17 protein-coding genes and 3 pseudogenes are annotated in these 19,537 nt (G+C 40.7%); 13 read left to right on the plus strand and 7 right to left on the minus strand.

The window, feature by feature from the left end:
* Window positions 1–192 precede the first annotated feature (192 nt).
* From MKY75_RS11380 to MKY75_RS11390, 3 genes are all read left to right on the plus strand, one after another.
* Complete coding sequence (locus MKY75_RS11380) at window positions 193–1,425, plus strand: WXG100 family type VII secretion target (RefSeq protein WP_340885295.1); 1,233 nt, start codon at window positions 193–195, stop codon at window positions 1,423–1,425.
* A complete protein-coding gene (locus MKY75_RS11385) occupies window positions 1,412–1,732 on the plus strand; it encodes a hypothetical protein (protein ID WP_237449070.1) in 321 nt (106 codons plus the stop codon). Before MKY75_RS11380 ends, MKY75_RS11385 begins: the two co-directional genes overlap by 14 nt.
* A gap of 122 nt (window positions 1,733–1,854) precedes the next feature.
* Window positions 1,855–2,091 (plus strand): hypothetical protein, encoded by a 237-nt coding sequence (locus tag MKY75_RS11390; protein WP_340885297.1) that lies wholly within the window; start codon window positions 1,855–1,857, stop codon window positions 2,089–2,091.
* 578 nt (window positions 2,092–2,669) lie between these two features.
* On the opposite strand, the gene MKY75_RS11395 is transcribed toward MKY75_RS11390, so the two are convergent.
* Window positions 2,670–2,819: a hypothetical protein gene (locus MKY75_RS11395; RefSeq protein WP_340885299.1), complete on the minus strand. Its 150-nt coding sequence runs from the start codon at window positions 2,817–2,819 to the stop codon at window positions 2,670–2,672.
* 673 nt (window positions 2,820–3,492) lie between these two features.
* Between MKY75_RS11395 and MKY75_RS11400 the strand changes: the two genes are divergently transcribed.
* Window positions 3,493–5,388 carry a carbohydrate-binding protein gene (locus MKY75_RS11400; RefSeq protein ID WP_340885301.1) on the plus strand — a complete coding sequence of 632 codons (1,896 nt, stop codon included), beginning with the start codon at window positions 3,493–3,495 and terminating at the stop codon, window positions 5,386–5,388.
* Window positions 5,389–5,455: 67 nt separating this feature from the next.
* A complete protein-coding gene (locus tag MKY75_RS11405; RefSeq protein WP_340885303.1) occupies window positions 5,456–7,483 on the plus strand; it encodes a beta-xylosidase family glycoside hydrolase in 2,028 nt (675 codons plus the stop codon).
* 336 nt (window positions 7,484–7,819) lie between these two features.
* On the opposite strand, the gene MKY75_RS11410 is transcribed toward MKY75_RS11405, so the two are convergent.
* Entirely contained in the window at window positions 7,820–8,932 is a 1,113-nt protein-coding gene (locus MKY75_RS11410; RefSeq protein WP_340885305.1) for an alpha/beta fold hydrolase, read from the minus strand.
* A gap of 146 nt (window positions 8,933–9,078) precedes the next feature.
* Between MKY75_RS11410 and MKY75_RS11415 the strand changes: the two genes are divergently transcribed.
* Entirely contained in the window at window positions 9,079–9,654 is a 576-nt protein-coding gene (locus tag MKY75_RS11415) for a TetR/AcrR family transcriptional regulator (RefSeq protein WP_069011159.1), read from the plus strand.
* A gap of 169 nt (window positions 9,655–9,823) precedes the next feature.
* Here the strand turns inward: MKY75_RS11415 and MKY75_RS11420 are convergent.
* Window positions 9,824–10,229: pseudogene (locus tag MKY75_RS11420) on the minus strand (MBL fold metallo-hydrolase); the annotation flags it as partial.
* Window positions 10,230–10,646: 417 nt separating this feature from the next.
* On the opposite strand from MKY75_RS11420, the gene MKY75_RS11425 reads away from it, so the two are divergent.
* The 3 genes and pseudogenes from MKY75_RS11425 to MKY75_RS11435 all read left to right on the plus strand — a co-directional run.
* Window positions 10,647–12,149, plus strand: a complete 1,503-nt coding sequence (locus MKY75_RS11425) for an alpha/beta hydrolase family protein (protein WP_340885308.1) — start codon at window positions 10,647–10,649, stop codon at window positions 12,147–12,149.
* A gap of 88 nt (window positions 12,150–12,237) precedes the next feature.
* On the plus strand, window positions 12,238–12,378 hold the full coding sequence (locus MKY75_RS11430) for a hypothetical protein (RefSeq protein WP_013371081.1): 141 nt from the start codon (window positions 12,238–12,240) through the stop codon (window positions 12,376–12,378).
* A gap of 428 nt (window positions 12,379–12,806) precedes the next feature.
* Window positions 12,807–13,586, plus strand: a pseudogene (locus MKY75_RS11435) (glycoside hydrolase family 16 protein); the annotation flags it as partial.
* A gap of 53 nt (window positions 13,587–13,639) precedes the next feature.
* Here the strand turns inward: MKY75_RS11435 and MKY75_RS11440 are convergent.
* The 3 genes and pseudogenes from MKY75_RS11440 to clpP form a co-directional block, all read right to left on the minus strand.
* Window positions 13,640–14,171 (minus strand): annotated as a pseudogene (locus MKY75_RS11440) (MBL fold metallo-hydrolase); the annotation flags it as partial.
* 88 nt (window positions 14,172–14,259) lie between these two features.
* Window positions 14,260–14,466: a hypothetical protein gene (locus tag MKY75_RS11445; protein WP_039275041.1), complete on the minus strand. Its 207-nt coding sequence runs from the start codon at window positions 14,464–14,466 to the stop codon at window positions 14,260–14,262.
* A gap of 57 nt (window positions 14,467–14,523) precedes the next feature.
* Window positions 14,524–15,108, minus strand: a complete 585-nt coding sequence (clpP, locus tag MKY75_RS11450; protein ID WP_013310269.1) for an ATP-dependent Clp endopeptidase proteolytic subunit ClpP — start codon at window positions 15,106–15,108, stop codon at window positions 14,524–14,526.
* A 198-nt stretch (window positions 15,109–15,306) separates the two neighbouring features.
* Here clpP and MKY75_RS11455 point away from each other — a divergent pair, with 198 nt between their 5' ends.
* Together MKY75_RS11455 and MKY75_RS11460 are read left to right on the plus strand one after the other, a co-directional pair.
* On the plus strand, window positions 15,307–16,032 hold the full coding sequence (locus MKY75_RS11455) for an RNA polymerase sigma factor (RefSeq protein WP_165150168.1): 726 nt from the start codon (window positions 15,307–15,309) through the stop codon (window positions 16,030–16,032).
* A gap of 153 nt (window positions 16,033–16,185) precedes the next feature.
* On the plus strand, window positions 16,186–16,461 hold the full coding sequence (locus tag MKY75_RS11460; protein WP_039275043.1) for a hypothetical protein: 276 nt from the start codon (window positions 16,186–16,188) through the stop codon (window positions 16,459–16,461).
* A 196-nt stretch (window positions 16,462–16,657) separates the two neighbouring features.
* Here the strand turns inward: MKY75_RS11460 and MKY75_RS11465 are convergent, their stop codons facing one another.
* On the minus strand, window positions 16,658–17,176 hold the full coding sequence (locus tag MKY75_RS11465; protein WP_340885312.1) for a DUF4303 domain-containing protein: 519 nt from the start codon (window positions 17,174–17,176) through the stop codon (window positions 16,658–16,660).
* A 699-nt stretch (window positions 17,177–17,875) separates the two neighbouring features.
* Here MKY75_RS11465 and MKY75_RS11470 point away from each other — a divergent pair.
* Window positions 17,876–18,145: a CD3324 family protein gene (locus tag MKY75_RS11470; protein WP_039275052.1), complete on the plus strand. Its 270-nt coding sequence runs from the start codon at window positions 17,876–17,878 to the stop codon at window positions 18,143–18,145.
* A 303-nt stretch (window positions 18,146–18,448) separates the two neighbouring features.
* Window positions 18,449–19,447, plus strand: coding sequence for an alpha/beta hydrolase fold domain-containing protein (locus MKY75_RS11475; RefSeq protein ID WP_069011149.1), 999 nt, complete (start codon window positions 18,449–18,451; stop codon window positions 19,445–19,447).
* Window positions 19,448–19,537 lie beyond the last annotated feature (90 nt).

The following is a 19,537-nucleotide window of genomic DNA, read 5'->3' on the forward strand; positions in this document are numbered from 1 at the left end:
ACTTTAAATTTAAAAAAAGTGTATAGTTAAAAGGCTTTTTATTGTGATTAAGAGGCACCAACGTTTAATAAATATAAGTCATAGGTCATAGGGATTAAGTCTTCTAATTCATATAACAATTAGTAATAAAGATGGTTTTCCATAAATTTGAATAATGTTATTATGTCTTAATGAACTCAACCGAGGTAAATTATGACAACAATTAAAGTGACACCTGAACAACTTATAACTGTCTCTAAGAAATTTGAGCTTGCGCAGCAAACGGCGATGCAAATGAATAGTCAGTTATCGCAGCAAATTTCGTTTATGGAACGATTTTGGGAGGGGATAACAAAGGAGCAATTCTATTATAGTTTCCAAACATCTCAGAAGAATATGGCTGACTTTGTTACACTAACAGATTCGATTGCTAGAGAACTACGGCAGCATGCAAATAAATTTAGATTAGCAGATATGATGGAGGATGGGAATCTAGACCCAGGTTGCTTGCCACCTCCACCGAATACTTGCGCAGTTCCTGTTGCAGATACACGAAATGCGCTCCAGAAATCGGCGGATAGCTTAACGGAGCTTGGTCAGGATTTTGTAGCAGCTAATTCAGAACGATATGAGAAAAAATTTGATTCAGTATGGAGCTTCCTAGATTATATGTCGTACGGCATTCCGAAGGGAATGTATCAAGGGTACATGGAACGGGCAGCTAAACAAAACGATTCATGGAATGATATGCTCAATTTCGGTACATTTGGTGTAACGGGCATGATTCAGGGAGCATTTAATCCCACAAATGCATGGTCAAAAGAACACTGGGCTAATATGATCGGTACAGCAGGATTATTTGGAGGAGTTAGTTCAGTAATCAAACCTAAGATTAGTTTGAAATCATCGGTTAAGTATGAGGGCGCAGTGGACTTACGACAAATTTCTTCGGACGGTTTGCGTAATGAATTGCCATTAACAGATGTCCAGAAAACGGAGATTATTCAGTATACTAAATCGTTGGATTTTCCCGAAGATAATATAATAATGAGTAGACCTGGTTTTTATGATGAGTGGAATACAGGTATGATGTACGATAGATTTATTATAAATACAGATGTATTACCAGCAGAGCATACAGGAGTTGGAACCTTAAGTGCTAACTCACGTGTGTCAGCCAAGGCAACGATTGCACATGAAATTGTGGGACACTATGAGGCATATAAGGCAGGGAGAGCATTTGAATTATATGATGTTGCTCCAGATGCATTTAAAAGAAATTTTGCTCTAGATGAAGCCCAAGCTAGTATAAGAGCTGCAAGGTTCGCTCCCGATTTAACATCAATAGAAAGGATGACGCTACTGAGGGATGCCATAACCCGATTAAAAAGTGCTGATTTGCGTATAGGTGATGTTAAGGGAGAACTTTATATTGAAGAACGATAAAGGGGTAACGTTTAAAATGGAAAAAATAATGGATGTTAGTTTAACTTTTGAGTCAAAAGATGAAGGTACAATTATAGTAGGAACAAACAAAGGATTAGACCATTTAACCTACCCAGAAATAAAAAAAATCATAGGTGATAAAATTCTTATTAAAAATGCAAATCAAATTGAGACGGTATTAAGCGTTAGCTCTGTTCAAATTTCAACTTCAATGGCTGAAAGGAAAAATATTGGAATATGCATTGGCAAGTTAGCATCTCCTGATCTTGTTCAAGTTGGGGCGAGTATTTACAGTTTGGAACATTAATTAATATCAGTTTAAAGGTGGAATAAAATGAATATATTTAAAAAATTGAAGAAGGAAAATGTTCAATAGATGAGTTAGAAAATTTGCTAGAAGAAAAGAACCCCATAGTTTTATATCATGCAATGACACATATCGGAAAAGAAGGTATTCGTACAGAGGAAATATTTAAAAAATTAAATGGATTATCTTTAAAAAGGGAACATCAAGATAAGCTGATAGGTCATTATAAAGTAGGAGACTTAGCAATAGCTACTATGATAAAACTTGGAGAAAAAGAAGATGAGATGACTGGGTTTAAGATATTAGACGAATTTGAAAAAAAGATGGTTTTCCGTTTATGTGAAGAAATCGAATGGTAATGCCTCCTGTTCGTCTGAATGCACTTAATTCAAAACTTATTTCACCTCGAACCATGAGGAGAAATAAGTTTTTTTCATATCTAATGGAGGTGGACCAAATGAATAGAATACTTATTCAAGCTGTAGAGCGTTTGTATTCAATTCATTTTGAAAGTTTAGGTGTGTTGTTGAGGTCCAGAAGGCAAAAAGCAAACATCGTAGGTTTAGACAGGTAAAGACAATCGTTATCGATGCTAGTGCGCTTGGACTCCGTAACAATCCGTTTAATATTAAACCCAATTTCATTGAACACCTAAATATCCTTGATCTAAAAATGTTAGTGAAAACAGTTTGGCTTGGATCGTTGAATATGGTTACTGTTACGCATATCCGCGACTAAAAGAAAAGGATCGGGCATTAATGAGAGGGGATAAATGTTATTTATAGATTGAAGTTTGAATTGTAAGATAACTCATGGTTGATGGCTATTCTGGTTAGAACTAGTCGCATAAAATGGCATGAATATAAGCTTCGCAACAGCCTGGAATTATTAGCATACTCCACAAGTTGCAAAGCTGTCGCCCAATTTGAACGGTCTGTTAAAGGACAGAAGCCGACACTTCTTGTTGTCGATCTTGGCATTTCTCCCCGGCAACGATTAGAATCGCATGCTTTGCTCTCCCCGGAAGGATAAAGCCTTGGCGAACCATGCAGGAATGATGCCCAATAGTATCGATCACTTGTTCCAAAGTGGCGTTTATGGTATTATATTCCTGGGTATCGTTTTCCCGACTGTGTAGCCTAAAATTCGCTTCAACGCTTACTAACGACATAATATTCCTTTGTAATTGTGTAAAAGCTTTCAAGTTCAACTCTAAAGTTAAAGTTTTCAATCGGTACGTGTAATGAAAAAGAAGGGAGGGGAATTTGGGAATACGATCGGTAGTTCGTTAATATACAGGGTTGCCTATGAACCAGACACTATATTTGAGCACCTTGAACTTTGGGGATTGACATTTGTGCACAAACAGCTCGAAGAGCACCATCTTGCATGAAGACGACTGTTATGGCTTGCCATCGGTGAATTAAGGCGCTGATATCCAAAAGAATGCCTGGAACCCGTGCAACGCAGTTTGCTGTATGTATCGTAACCAAGGTAATTATAAAAAGCTATTAACTGAAATTTATTGGGCGAAAATAAAAATGATGAACTGGCTAATTCGGCTTGATTCGAGTCTCCACCGTAAAATGAAAGCGATTACAAATTTAGAGGGGAGGCTATAATATCTGCTGAAAATGTTACAAGTCCAAGTTTCGGAGCACCAACCTTCAAATAGGATACAAAATTACTAATTAAATCTATGTATAGGCAATTTGTAAACTTTTAATAGACATAATATATAAAAATGGAGGAATATGTTTATGATTAAAAAATTTTCGGTGTTTTTATTAGCTTTTACATTATTGCTGAGTTGTTTACCAATGGTACCTGTATATGCTGCTAACAATGCAATTGCAAAGCTTCCAGGGAATTCGAATCCTCTTATGGACCATAAATTGGGCGCTGATCCCTATGCGTTGGTCTATGATGGAAGAGTCTATATCTATATGTCCAGTGATACGTATGTGTATAACAATGACGGCTCGATTAAAGACAATGACTTCAGCGGACTGGATCGCATCCAGGTCATCTCTTCCGCTGACATGGTGAACTGGACGGATCACGGTGCCATTCCGGTTGCCGGTGCGAACAACAAGAACAACGGCAGAGGCATTGCCAAGTGGGCCGGCAACTCCTGGGCTCCGGCCATTGCGCAAAAAAAAATCAATGGCAAAGATAAATTCTTTCTCTATTTTGCCAATGGTGGAGCCGGCATTGGCGTTCTGACCGCAGACACGCCGATCGGCCCTTGGACAGACCCCCTGGGCAGAGCTCTTGTGACACATAATACGCCGGGAATGGCTGGTGCAACCTGGCTTTTTGATCCGGCTGTGCTGGTGGATGATGATGGCACAGGGTACTTGTATAGCGGCGGCGGCATTCCGAACGAATCCGATCCGGCCTCCATTGCGAATCCGAAAACTGCCAGAGTCATCAAATTGGGCGCAGATATGACCAGCGTTATTGGGAGCGCTACCACCATTGATGCCCCGTACCTGTTTGAAGATTCGGGCCTTCATAAGTATAACGGAAAGTACTACTATTCCTACTGTATCAACTTTGCCGGGACACACCCGCCACAGTACCCTGCAGGTGAAATTGGCTACATGGTCAGCGACAGCCCGATGGGTCCCTTTACTTATAAAGGGCATTTCCTGAAAAATCCGTATACGTTCTTCGGTGTGGGCGGCAACAACCATCACGCTGTATTTAACTTTAAGAATGAATGGTATGTGGTGTACCATGCCCAGACGGTCAGCAAGGCTCAAATTGGAGCTGGGAAAGGCTATCGCTCCCCGCATATTAATAAGCTGACGCATAATGGAGATGGAAGTATCGCTGAAGTGCAGGGGAATATGACAGGAATCGCTCAGTTCTCCAATCTGAATCCGTATACCAGAGTGGAAGCAGAGTCCATGGCGTGGCAAGCGGGAGTCACAACCGAGCCTACTCAAGCCAGCGGCGGTCCCATTAGTAATCTGAATGTGACAAACGTACACAATGGAGATTGGATCGCTGTAGGAAATGCCGACTTTGGTAGCGGTGGAGCCAAGACGTTTAAAGCAAACATAGCGTCCAATGCAGGCGGTAAAATAGAAATACGTCTGGACAGTGCAACGGGTCCTCTGGTTGGAACTCTTAATGTCAGTTCTACTGGAGGAACACAGACCTGGAAGGAAGTCGAAACCACTGTAAGCAATGCAACAGGAGTCCACAAGGTTTTCTTAGTGTTTACCGGAACAGGGACTGGTAACTTATTTAATATTGATTACTGGCAGTTTACACCCAATACTACTGGAACAAGGGTTGAAGCTGAGGATATGACTCTCGGTGGTACTTACGCTGGGAAGATCAGTTCTCCTTTCAATGGGGTCGCTTTATACGCCAATGATGATTATAGTGCATACACTCAGTATTTTGCCAACTCTATTCATAGTATTTCAGTCAGGGGTGCTTCGAATAACTCCAGTACCGCCAGAGTAGACTTGCAAATAGGAGGAACCACAGTTGGCTCCTTTTATTTTACGGGAACTACGCCGACGGTCCAAACCTTGTCTAATATCACCCATGTAACCGGAAATCAAGAGGTCAGACTGATCGTAACCACCGATAACGGGACTTGGGATGCCTATGTGGATTATTTACAATTTAATTAACTAAAACTAAAAGCTTTTGAACCTATCAAAGATTAGGGGCGATTCTAATATGTATAGGAGGATAAGTGTGCTTTTATTAGTTTTACCATTATTCATGAGTATGATGTCCAATACTTCTGTATTTGCAGCTACTACTTTTACAAACCCGTTTATACATGCTGATTCTCCAGACAACGATGTTATCAGGGTAGGTAATACTTTTTATATGACTAGCACGACCATGCACATGAATCCTGGAGTTCCGATCATGAAATCTTATGATCTCGTCAATTGGGAAATCGTAAATTATGTTTACGATACGTATGCCAACAATGACGCACAAAATCTTAACAACGGGCAGAACGAATATGGAAAAGGCTCGTGGGCAAGCAGCCTTAGATATTATAACGGCATCTACTATGTGTCCTTTGGCTCCAATTCTACCGGCAAAACATACATCTATCAAACCAGCAATATAGAAACTGGTCCATGGACATCATCAGTGCTTGACAATTATTATCATGACGCATCGCTGCTGTTTGATAATGGACGTGTATTCTTGGTTTATGGCAGTGATAATATCAGCATTATTGAGCTTACTGCAGATGCAAAGGCTATCAAGCCAGGGGGACTTAATCAGGTGATTATTTCCGCTGCCAGTAATATTGCCGGTTCCAGCTTCATAGTCAAGGCTGAAGGCGCGCACATACAAAAGATCAAGGGAATGTACTATATATTTCTTATATGCTGGCCATCGGGAGGCAACCGCACACAATTAACCTATCGTGCAAGTAGCTTGACAGGACCCTATACAGGTCAGGTGTCATTGAATGATTCAGGTATTGCACAGGGGGGAATTGTTGATACTCCTTCTGGCTCCTGGTATGCTATGCTGTTTAAAGACAGCGGAGCAATTGGACGTATGCCGTATCTTGTTCCGGTTACATGGTTAAATAATTGGCCGGTATTCGGTGTTAACGGTAAGGTTCCTCTTACGATGGATGTTCCTGTTGAAGGTTATCCCGAAAAGAAGGTCTATGCGTCTGATGAGTTTTCATCTTCTCAAGCCTCCAGTCAGCTTATTGCAAACGGTGGATTTGAAAATGCCACCATAAGCCCGTGGACGAATAATAACACTGCATTTGTTGCAGCAACCACTACAGACTATTACATCGGCTCAAAAAGCTTGTTTGTCAGCGGTAGACAACAAACAGCTGCTGGTCCAAGACAAGTAATTACCGGAAAAGTAACAGCCGGCGGAATGTATAATTTTTCTGCAAAGGTTAAATACACTGAAGGTCCTGCCACTAAGCAATTTAATTTTGGTATTCAGAATGGTCCAAGTTACACAGGTATATCGATTCTTGGGTCCACCACGCTAACCAAGGGCCAATGGGGCACAATTCAAGGAACATATACACTTCCGGCAGATGCCGACCTCTCACAAACGTTTATTTTCATTGAGACACCCTACAGTTCAACCCCAGACCCAACAAGTGATTTGATGAATTTCTATGTGGACGATGTTTCGTTTACAGGAACCTCGTCTTCTGAAGCGACTCTTAAAAAGGAGTGGCAATGGAACCACAATCCTGACAATACTCATTGGTCCCTTACACAGCGTCCTGGATTTATGAGAATGACTACAGGGAAAGTGAGTAAAAGTATTCTGGATGCCAGAAATACGCTTACCCAAAGGACATTTGGACCGAAAAGTACAGGAATCATTGCAATGGAAACAAGCGGGATGAAGGACGGAGACTATTCCGGTCTTGCAGCTTTTCAGGCTAATTATGGATTTGTAGGCATAAAGATGAACGGGACCTCCAAATCCATTGTTATGGTGAATGCCAGCTCTGGAGCAATGACTGAAGTGGCAAGTGTCCCTTTCACCCAGAACAGAGTATATCTTAAGCTTATATGTGATTTTACAAATCAGATGGATAAAGCATATTTCTACTACAGTCTTAACGGCACAAATTGGACGGCTATAGGCAACACACTTCCGATGTCATATACAATCCCTCACTTTATGGGATACCGTTTTGCTTTGTTCAATTATGCTACTAAATCAACGGGTGGTTTTGTTGATTTTGATTATTTAAACTTGCAGTGACAAACAAGAGGGTTTGAAGCTGTGGACTTAACTCCCTGGATCTATCAGATGTTAAATAATGGAAATTAAGGGCTGATAGACATCTAAGTTCGTTTCTTGCGCTCCTTCAAGGTTCTTCGGTTCGAAAATCTAACCATGCTAGGCCGCATGAATTGAAAAGCTCAGAGGAAATTACGGACTTCTCCATTGAGATAACAGGGGGAAATGAATGGACTAAACCGACTCCATAATTGGAGTCGGTTTTTACTTGCCAATGGGATAACAACGATTGAAGCTATGGAACTACGATTTTTTGATGGGCATGTTGCGTATAAAAAAAATATATATTTACAGTTGTTATAGGAACTTCTTCATTTCATTAAATGCTAACTCCCTGTGACCTGCTTGGCAGTGTTGCTCGCCACCTGTTTCTTTAGTAAATACTTTGGTTGTAATGGACGCAGCATTGATTAATTCTTGTTGGATTTGTGCGAGTCGGCTAATAGGTACGTATTGATCATCTTCTCCAGCTAGTAAAAGAACATCTTGATTAATGAATGCCCCAATGCCGTGCATCGTGTGCTTTTCGAAATTTTTAATGAGATCAAAAGGCGTTGCTTCACCGGTGTTTTCCATCCCTTTGGTAATCTTCCAATGCAAATCAATATTGTGAGTCATCATCTGTTCGAATAATGAATTCACTTGATCTACTTCATTACGTTCGACTAGCTGCACTATGCTTTGGTAAGTTTCTTCTGGCATTCCCATTTTTAAGGCATCTAAACCACAATAGAAAATGTTAAAAGCAACTACTTTATCGATTCTCTTTTCGAAGGCTGTCGCACGCATAGCTAAATATCCTCCCCAAGAAGCACCTACGAGACTTGCACGATCTAGTTTGAAATAATCAATCACCGTTGATATGGGCTTTTCCCAGTTGTGAATGAATTTTAGGCCGTTTTTTAATGCAGTTCCTTGGCCTGGACCATCAAATACAATAATATTGTAATTAATTCCCTTCATGAATTTCATCATTTTAAGCATCTCTTCCATGTAAGAATCATACCCACCAAAGACAAGTAATGTTTTCGTAGCTCCAGGCGTCAACAATTTTACAGCAGGAAGATAGGAATCTTCATATGGAATTTGGTAGGATTCATAATCAAAATCATGAAAGCCTTTATAGAAGGTATCTCTATATTTTCGATACATTTTTTCTTTATTGGGGTCTGTGGTTGCAAGATAAAATTCTGCAGCTTGATAGTAGACTGAGGCTAAGTCATAGTCCTTGCTGTCTTCGCGTTCCCTTGCAAAATTGAGCCAAGCTTCATACCAGCTATGGGTGTCTTTTAATTTCGGAATCATTTTTTCTAAGTCAGCTTGTGCTCGATCATCTTCTTGATAATAATCATTGATAAAACGATTAATTTGAAGATTGAACTGTTCGTTATGGACATAGGATTTAAACATATATTGTCCTCCTTCAATTTGGGTATGTGCTTACTATAGAGTATAGTTACTACATAAAAAATAATTAGTATCGCATAATCTGTAAGATATCTTACACGGTATATATGAAGTGTTCGAAAACTTACACATAAGGAGCAAGTGGTTAAATGAATGAAGATATCAGAATTTATAAAACAAAAATAGCTATTGAGCGAGCTTTCATTGAATTACTCCAACAACATGATTTTAAAGATATTACGATCAAAAAAATTTGTGATCAATCCCTTATCGGACGTTCTACGTTTTATAGTCATTATTTGGATAAGTACGACTTGCTAGAAAAGATAGTTAAACAGTATGCTTCTGATTTTAAAGTTGAAATTGAGCAGCGTTTTGATTCCATGGAAGATGGCAAGGTGGCAAACGCCATAGAACTTGTAACCGATCAAATGATTAAAAATAAGATGGAAATTTCAACATTGTTAACCGTTCATGAAATATCCGCCGATTTACGTAAAGAATTTGAACAAATTTTGTTTCGGACTTGTTTAGATTATTTAAAGCAACAGAATTCTTCAACTTCGATCGCATTGGAGTATTTAGCTGAACTATATGCTGCTAACTCAATGACGTCTATTCAGTGGGTTTTGAAAAATGGCAAAGATACTAACATCATTCTTCTTTTAGATCAAATGCAAGAATACATTTTTAATCAGTTAAAGTCTGATCTATATACAAGTTAGCACGCGTGGAGTGATGTTTTTATGACTGATAAATCATCAATGGGTTGTAGAAATAAACTTTAAAGAAGGGGTTGAAGGGAGGAAACAGTAGGAGAATTGAAGCACTGGTTCAATTCTTCTACGCTAACAACATCGTTTCACGAAAAGGTAGCTTGCTGGAACTTTAACTTTATAATCCTTGGGTAAGTCCTAATATCTGATCATTCACATGTACATTACTTAATCCCCCGTGATAACAAACTACGGATGTAATGTCGAGATCTAAATACTTTTTCAATGAGAGACGAGCTGCACCCACATCCGGTGTGGTCGGGACATGAATCCCCCCCCCCCCAGAATCCCGTTTACACTGTACATCGAATCCCCGGCAATAAGAGTCTTACTTTGCCCTTCGGGGGGATCCCAAGGTGACTATCTTTTAAAAGTGGGATCTCCCCTTGAATATACGGCTTATCCAGTTCGTGTGCATAGACTTTGATATGATTGCCACACTCCTGCAAAATCTCAGGAAGACTTCCTATAAGATCCACATCTTGATGCGTCAAAATCACAGCTTTTAGTTTGTCGAACGACACGTCTTAGCTGAAGCATTTTCTACTTCCTGTGAAATTTCCATAATATCGGACTTCACGAACACGAATTTTTGTCACATTGCCGTGAACTGCATCACGTACATATTCCGTATATTGTGTTTGAGTCGCAGAAATTGGTTTCGAGCCACCAACAAGTAAATGCGACGTTGCATCATGTTGGTACACCCAACACGTCAACAGCGCTTGTGATACTACCATAGTCGTTATGAGTCTGTGATGTATTAACCACATACTTATTGGTATTTCCTGATTCATCCTTGGTTTTACGAGTCTTCCAATACCGCAAGATCGAATTACAAAATTGTTAGGTTGATGTAAGGCAAATCGATAGCTTAGGCCAGCCTGGCAGGATAAGATTAGAACAAACGAAAATAGAAATTTTTTGAAAGGAGAATCGAGATGAGGCTGTTTGAACTGTTGCTTTTATTGTCAAACATCGGCTTATTTGCATTAACCGTACTATTAAAAAAAGGACGGCGTAGAATTCCAGTATTCGTTGCAAGCGGGGTTGCCACACTTTTACTGGTCATTCATTGGACGGTGGAAGGATACAGAGTTCAGCTATTTTTCCCATATTGCATAACGATCATTTTTTTAGCCATTTCAGGTTATAGCTCTTTTAAAAAAACCGGCCCCAAAAAAATTCCACGATTCATGTTGGGTTCAGCTTATACCGCTATAGCAATAATGCTGGTCGCAACAGCGGGCCTCATGTATGCTTTTCCTGTATTTAAACTACCTGAACCGACAGGCGAATTTAAGGTAGGAACACAAACTTTTCATTTCGTGGATACAAATAGGGAAGAGATTTTCGACGAAGCCAGAGAGGGTAAGAGAGAATTGATGGTTCAGGTCTGGTATCCGGCTCAAGCTAGCACCGGCAAGTACGCTCCCTTTATTCCCGATACCCAGATTTTACGTTATATGGCCGCAGACTATGGCCTTCCCGAGTTTACGTTTCAACACCTGAAGTACGTATCCAGTCATGCTTATTCGGGGGCCGAAGTCTCCTCGGTACAGACTTCATACCCGCTGATCCTTGCGAATCCCGGCAACGGCTCTTCTAGGTTCCTCCACACGTCGCAAGCCGAAAATCTCGCGAGTCATGGATATATCGTGGCAGTGATCGACCACACCTACAATACATTTGCAACCGAGTTTCCGGACGGTCGAATCACGACCAGCACAACCAACGACTTATTCTCGCCCGACCATGATTACCAGACGAGTAGAGGAAATCGCGACAAGTTGGGAAAAGTTTTAACCGGCGATGTGGCGTTTGCGTTGGACCAATTCGAGTTCATCCAATCGGGGCAGATTCCAAGCCATCTAAAAGGGAGGATTGATCTCGGTCATGTCGGGGTGTTCGGTCATTCCATCGGCGGAGCGACGGCATATGACGCTTCTTACGATCCGCGAATCGCGGTTGGAATAGACTTAGATGGAGGGCTTTATCGACTGCGTGACAGAGAGGGTCTGCGAAAGCCGTTTTTGTTCATCAACTCGGAAAGCTATTTCGAAAAATTAAAAATGGTGATGGATAACCGGGTCTACACGGATGCAGAGCTTAACCGTATGGGATCAACAAGAGAGTGGGAGGACCAAGTAACGGAAGATAAAAAGTTGGAGCTTAAACGGATGCGCGAAACGGTCGACGAAGGGGGACAGGTCCTCTATATCGAAAATACGGAGCATTTGAATTTTGCCGACGTACAGTTCATTTCTCCGATTTTCAAAATGTTGGGCATTACAGGAAAGATTGCGCCCGAAAGAGCGAACTCCGTTATCAATGCCTATATGCTGGATTTCTTCGATATGTATCTGAAAAATCAAGGCGGAATCTTAATGAAAGGACCGGATAACCGCTTTCCGGAGGTGAAGTTCGTAACCTCGCTATTATAAATTACGGAACAGAGTACCGATTTTGATATGCTCCCCTTCAAGTAGACAGGTTTAATAAATAAACCGCTACTTGAAGGGGAGTTTTCCTTTGTCTAAGAAGAACGAATACAATGCGATTGAGAAACTAGCCATCATACAGGAGTTAAAAGCAGGGCAGAGCAGCCGTGTGGGAGTAGCAAAAAACATAACACAGCGTTACCACCTTAGTGAAGTGGCGACATCGCTATGAGTTGTACGGAATTGAGGGGGAAGGTTTCCTCCGGATAAGAAGATTTGTGGATGCTCGCCGCCACGTGTCTTCTGGTAATCGTAGATGACCGCCAGCGCTACACCGTGTCCGGTGCGATACGTGCTACTACGTTTGTTTTAATGGCTGTTAAATTTCTTATTGATTTATAAAGACCGACTTTATCTAGATGGGGAAGTAATTTTTGTGAAAAAAACTTAAATATAGGTTGAATATGGATTTTGTTTCCATTATACTCCTGCTTGAGCGGTATATTTTTTCAATCGTCTATCTACGATTCTAACTTATGAGCTGTCCAAGAAGAAAAATATAAAGAGAGGTGATCCCCGTTTCAATGGTCAATACCGCTTGAAGGCTTATTTTTCTGAAGTGTCTAAGAACCTGGATTATTATTATTGAGGAGGGAACTAATGCTAAGAAAAGGATTATGTGCGGTTGCGCTGCTCAGTCTCCTAATCGTTCTGCTTCCAGAAATGCATACAAGCGCAGCACCGAACTCGAATCTTGTGTGGAGCGACGAATTTAATGGAACTTCGTTAAACCGGTCCAATTGGACCCCTGAAATCGGTACCGGAAGCGGCGGATGGGGAAACAATGAACTGCAGTACTATACCAACCGTACGCAGAATTTGCAGGTTACCGGAGGCAATCTGGTGATTACGGCACAAAAAGAAGCTTATGGCGGAATGAATTACACCTCTGCCCGGATCAAAACTCAAGACTTGAAAAAATTTACTTATGGGAAAGTAGAAGCGCGCATCAAGTTACCGTCCGGTCAAGGGATATGGCCAGCTTTCTGGATGTTAGGCAGCAACATCAGCTCGGTAGGTTGGCCGAAATGCGGAGAAATCGACATTATGGAACGTGTAAACAACAATCCTTCTGTGAACGGTACTGTGCATTGGGATGCGGGAGGCCACGCTGACTTTGGGCGGGTATCGGGCAATCTGGATTTTTCCCAATACCATGTGTATAGCATCGAGTGGGACTCCAAGTATATCCGCTGGTTTGTCGACGGACAGCAGTTCAATGAATTTTATATAGAGAACGGAACCGGGAACACCGAAGAATTTCAGCAGCCGTTCTTTATTCTCCTGAACCTAGCGGTCGGCGGAAACTGGCCTGGTGCTCCCAATAACTCGACGCAGTTCCCGTCCCAAATGCTAGTCGATTACGTGCGTGTCTATCAATAAAGTGTGGGCATTAGATACAATTCATATGAACATTATAAAAGCAACCCCGGTCATTTACGGGGTTGCTTCAATTCGCTATAAATTAACTCGCCACTAAGTCCTAATATCTGATCATTCACATGTACATTACTTAATCCCCCGTGATAACAAACTACGGATGCAATATCGAGATCTAAATACTTTTTCAATGAAAGACGAGCTGCATCCATATCCGGTGTGGTCGGAACATGAATTCCCCCGAGAACCCCGCTTACACTGTACATCGAATCCCCGGCTATAAGAGTCTTACTTTGCCTTAATGATATGACCAGGTGTATGCCCAGGCGTATGGATGACGTGAATCCTGCCGCAAAACGGCAGTTCCTGACCATCTATTAAGGTATCGTCCACTTTGCCCTTCGGGCGATGCACAAGGTGACTATCTTTTAAAAGTGGGATCTCCCCTTGAATATACGGCTTATCCAGTTCGTGTGCATAGACTTTAATATGATCGCCACACTCCTGCAAAATCTCAGGAAGACAACCTATATGATCGACATCATGATGCATCAAAATCACAGCTTTTAGTTTGTCGAACGACACGTCTTAGCTGAAGCATTTCTACTCCATGTAAAATTTACATAATATAGGGCCTCCGTACAATGTAATTGACACCCATACTAAAATAGGTTCAAGGGGCGAATCCAACTCTATGGCGTTGCCGTTCCTTAATGTCAATGGATACGGTGCGAATAGATGTGATAGGAATAACAAGCGTTTGATATTGCGTAAGATATTTAACGAACTTGTCGTCAATCTGATCCAATATCCCGTCGCATACATTTGCCCCATCTATAAAATGAATAGTTACTTCCTTACCTTGTAAACTTGCTAACATGATATCACCTCATATTTTCTTAAAGTTTCTTGCGGATCATTAGGGTTTGAGCATACTCTATAAAGAAGTGATCACCTGATCAATAACACCATATTCCAGTGCCTCCTGAGCGGACATGTAAAAATCCCGGTCCATATCTTTTTCGACTTTTTCAAAAGATTGTCCGGTCCGTTCAGCTGTGATACGGGTTGCCTTTTCACGAGTCCATAAAATTCGTTTTGCGCTGATCGCAATATCGCTGGCCTGACCTTGTGCGCCGCCGTGCGGCTGATGGATCATGATTTCACTGTTCGGCAACGCCGAACGTTTCCCTTTGGCGCCCGCTAGCAACAGGATCGCGCCAAACGAAGCAGCGAATCCCGTACATATCGTGTGTACATCAGGTTTGATGTACTGCATCGTATCATAAATGGCAAATCCTGCGGAAGTAGAGCCACCCGGGCTGTTGATATACATGTAAATTTCTTTTTCCGGATCTTCTGCCGCCAGGAACAATAATTGAGCAATAATACTGTTAGCCAAATGATCATCGATGGCTGCCCCGACAAACACAATACGATCCTTTAATAGTCTGGAATAGATATCGTACGATCTTTCACCTTGAGCAGTTTGCTCAACAACATATGGAACATAAACACTCATTTGTGATACCCCCATTTTCTTGGTTCAGTTGATTTCTCCTTGTAAACGAACCGAGGCCGTAAAAAGATACGGAGGTTTCAATGGGAAAACGATTTGCGTAAATGGTGTAACTTTTACAACCACTTGTTCGTTTACATTGGAGGTAACAAAGGCTTTGCTCTAGGAAAGGGCAGAATAAGACCGTGGAGGAGAGGACCTATGCGCATAGATGATTCTATACAAATGACAGATAATACAATAAACATCGAGAACTTGGAGGAATTACAGGCAGTCCTGAAGCGTTACTGTCTGTCGCTTACCAAATCAAATTGGGATGCGGAAGAATTGGCTCAGGATACTTGGGTAAAAGCATTAGGAAAGTTAAACAATTTCGAACATACAAACCCCAAAGCGCTTTTGCTGCGGATTGCGAAGAACACCTGGATTGACGAGATACGGAGAAAAGCAGTCTACAGTCGGGTATTGAATAGAGAACAAGCGAAAGTAACTGTGCCGGATCATGGAACTTTTGAAATTGAGATAGCGTTGCAGTCCTTAATGAATCATCTATCACCGCTTCAGAGAACTGTCTTTTTGCTGCGAGATGTGTTCGCATTTTCGATTAGTGAAACATCCGACATGCTCAAAACAACGGAGGGAGCGGTAAAAGTTGCACTCCACCGGGCACGAAAATCGCTTGAAGCAGTCAAGGAGGATCTCCTCAAAGGAGAGTTATCCTTACCGGAAAGTGAAAACTCGAAAACTTTTCTGAGAACGTTGACAGCGGCATATCATAGGGGGGATATTGCAACATTGGTTATGCTCTCCCATCAGGATGTAATGGAGCCGGACGTGGTAATCGGAATCGTTAATCATAAGCTGCACCGGAGTCTCGCTTCAGTAAAACAAACGGATTCCCATACCATGAGTATGATAGCGGCGTAGTTTGCGAAGAGAAATGTGGAACTCATCATAGTGGTTATTTCTGATAAAACATTTTCCCGGTCATTCCAATTTATAGCTCTTAGCTGGGATTAAAATGAAGTATATTAAAGAAGATAGCGGAAGGGGAAGGTTCAAATAGGTGAATTAGAAAATTTGTTAGAAGATAATAACCCCATAGTCTTATATCATGCAATGACACAGATAGGAAAAGAAGGCTTCCGTACAGAGAAAATGATAAAAAAATTAAGTGAATTATCATTAAAAAGGGAACCCCAAGATAAACTATTAGGTTATTATAAGGTGGGAGACCTAGCAATAGCGACTTTGATAAAACTTGGAGAAAAGAAAGAAGAAATATCTGGATTTAGAACTTTAGATGAATTTGAAAAAAAGATGGTTTTCCGATTATTTGAAGAAGTTGAATGGTAAGAATTCCTGTTCATCTGGATGAAAGCTTTAAATAAACTTATTTCAACTCGAACCATGAGGAGAAATAGGTTTATTCGTATCTAATGGGGATAAACCAAATGAAAAGGATACGTAATCAATCGATGCATGGGACAAGCACATTGCGAATTAAAGCAACTACCTGAACGAAATGAGTGTAATATTTCAAACTGTATTTCTATTGATAACGATGCAAGAGGCCATCAACTAGTTTGGCGTTTGTCATCTGAATTACAGACCGATCTTCGAGTTCCTCGGCCATATCATCATCCGTCATGGACACGAAAAAAATAATATCTTCTTTGGCTTGACCAAATTGATTGAAAAGCACGTCGTCTGTTTCCTTAACTACCTTGGTCATAATTTTTATCATTTCATCTTTATAATCAAACACATTTTCGGTTGCATATAGAAATTTGCTCATATGATTCAAGTGTGTTGCATCGCCATATTGATATTCGCAAAATCCCCATCTATAATAATTTTCATCTTCCTTGCTGTCGCACAGGCCTTCGGCTTTCATGTTTGTGATATGTCTAACAAGGGATTCCTCTGTATTAACAGCTAGAAACAAGGTGACAAAATCGCTGTCTGTGCCAAAAGCACAGGCGTAAACCTTCTCATTCTTCACTTCTTCCAGTATGCTTTTAAGATCATCCAAAAATCCTGCCCTAAATCTTTCCTCAAATTCATTCAAAAAATTGTTCATCTGGTTCATATGCTCCTTTATGAGTCTTATGCTTGATTATACATTATCAATATTGGCACGACTCGTGTAGCCTACCATGCTTAGCCAATAGCAAGATTTGCAATGAAAAAAATAAACGCAAGACAGGCTAGCCAAGCAGAAAGTGTAAATCCGTAACATCTAGAAGCCGCTCCTAGGCTAACGAGGACTCCTGTTCAGCTGGATAAATGCACTTAATTTCAAATTTTTATTCGGAAGCTAAGTTAGAAAGTGTGTCTCACACTCTGAAAAAAGTATTGGGGAGTCGGTTATGGATGGTAAAAAATTTGTTTTTATGCTTTTACTTTTTTGCTTGTTGGGCATTGTAGGTCTAGTTGCTTTAATCTACGGATTTATGTGGTTCGTATTCATGGTTAGTATTTAAAATCAGCTATCTAACGGCTCAATTTTTAATCGCTTGCTTTTTGCTGATATCATTTAGCTGGTCCCAGGTGAGCAGAAGTTATGCTATACTTGCGAGGTAAAAGGGGGTGCCTACTGATGGAGAATCTGTTAGGATTGTCTGTGACTTCTTACACTCATGCAAAGCCAATTATTAAGAAAGCGTTACTTTGTATGGGGCGAAACAATTTTTAACGCTGAATAAGCTTTTTAATATTTTTGGCTTTGCACCTTATTTTAAAAAATCAAAATAAGGGGCGAGTAAAATTGAGATATACGAATGCTTCCAAAGTTTTACCTCAAGAATTAATTATAGAAATCCAAAAATATGTTCAAGGAGAGACTCTGTATATTCCTAAGCCAAAAACGGAATATATGGATTGGGGAAGCTTGAGTGGCGGGAGATGGTTGCTAGAACAGCGAAATGCCGCAATCAGAAATGCTTTTCAAAATAGAAGCAGTATCGAGCAATTAGCTAATGAGTTTTTCCTCTCTACCGAAACCATTAAGAAAATTGTTTATTCACATAAAAAGTAGATGGACATAACGTGATAAGCTTAAGACGCGACCGGATAATCGCTATGAACGACCAATCCGGTCGCGTCTTTTTGTTTGGTAAAAGGTTTGATGTGCCTTCGCATTCCCACAGCCAGATTCCGAAATACTTTTTTGGCATTCCATTTTTTTATAATTTTTATGTCAAGAATGATTCTAACTCGTTGTTTTCATTTATAAAGCTGATTTTAAACTTAAAATATAAATATAAACGACAACAACAATTGAAGGGAAATATGTATTGATTCATTGTCTTTAAAACAAGAAAGTGAGGAAAAGATTACTATGAGGGAGCAAAAAAGTAGAAGTAGACATCTGATTGATCCAGAAATTATCAGTGCAGTTGATTTAATACCAACAACCGATCTTACCGAATCTACACTAAGGGAAGCACGTAAAAATCAATCTCAAATGATGCAACAAATAGATGTAACGCAGATGTTCCCTATTACATTAGAAAAAAAGGCTGTGCCAAGTTATTTTAGTGGTCCAGATATTCAAATCGAAATCATTAAGCCCAAACAATCAAAGCATCATAAGATGCCTCTATATTATTCGATACACGGAGGCGGGATGGTATTAGGAAGTCCAGTCGTGGATCGTCCTGCTAATGCATCTCTTGCGGCACAACATGGTTTCTGTTGCGTATCCGTGTACTATCGCCTAGCACCAGAGCATGTACAGCCAAGTCAGTTACAGGATTGTTATTCGGGCCTAAAATGGTGCATTGAACATGCGGAAGAGTTAGGGATAGATACTCAGAAAGTTGCCGTAGGGGGCAGCAGCGCTGGCGGCGGTTTGGCGGCTGGCCTAGCCTTGTACATTCGTGATCAGAAGGAATTCGAAATCCATCATCTAAGATTAATGAGGCCAATGCTAGATGATCGCACAAGTACCGCACCAGAGCACCCATACGCAGGAGAGTTTATTTGGACAAAACAAAGTAATTATTTTGGCTGGAAATCTGTATTGGGGGATGAACCGGGTCAGGAGGAGGTATGTGAGTATTATGTGCCGGCTCGTGCTAAGTCATTGGCCGGATTACCACCGACTTATATAAATATAGGTACCATTGATTTATTCATTGATGAATCCTTGTTTTTTGCAAAACAATTGGCCTTTGATGGAGTCTTAGTCGAATTACATGTCTTTCCCGGGTACCATCATATGTCGCCCGCGTTTCCGGATGCACATTTTTCCAAAGAAGGGGCCAGAACAAGTGAATACGCCTTACTGAAAGCTCTCGAGATCTTTGATATAAATTCTAATGAGTATAATGCTTGAGAGTCATTATCTTTTTTCATCTCTTCCGACTTTTACCACCCATTTAGGGTAAAATAGTACCAAGTATAAAATTCAACTACGGAAGTGGTG

The sequence above is a fragment of the Paenibacillus sp. FSL L8-0663 genome, from assembly GCF_038008125.1.
In the GTDB taxonomy this organism is placed as follows: domain Bacteria; phylum Bacillota; class Bacilli; order Paenibacillales; family Paenibacillaceae; genus Paenibacillus; species Paenibacillus polymyxa_D.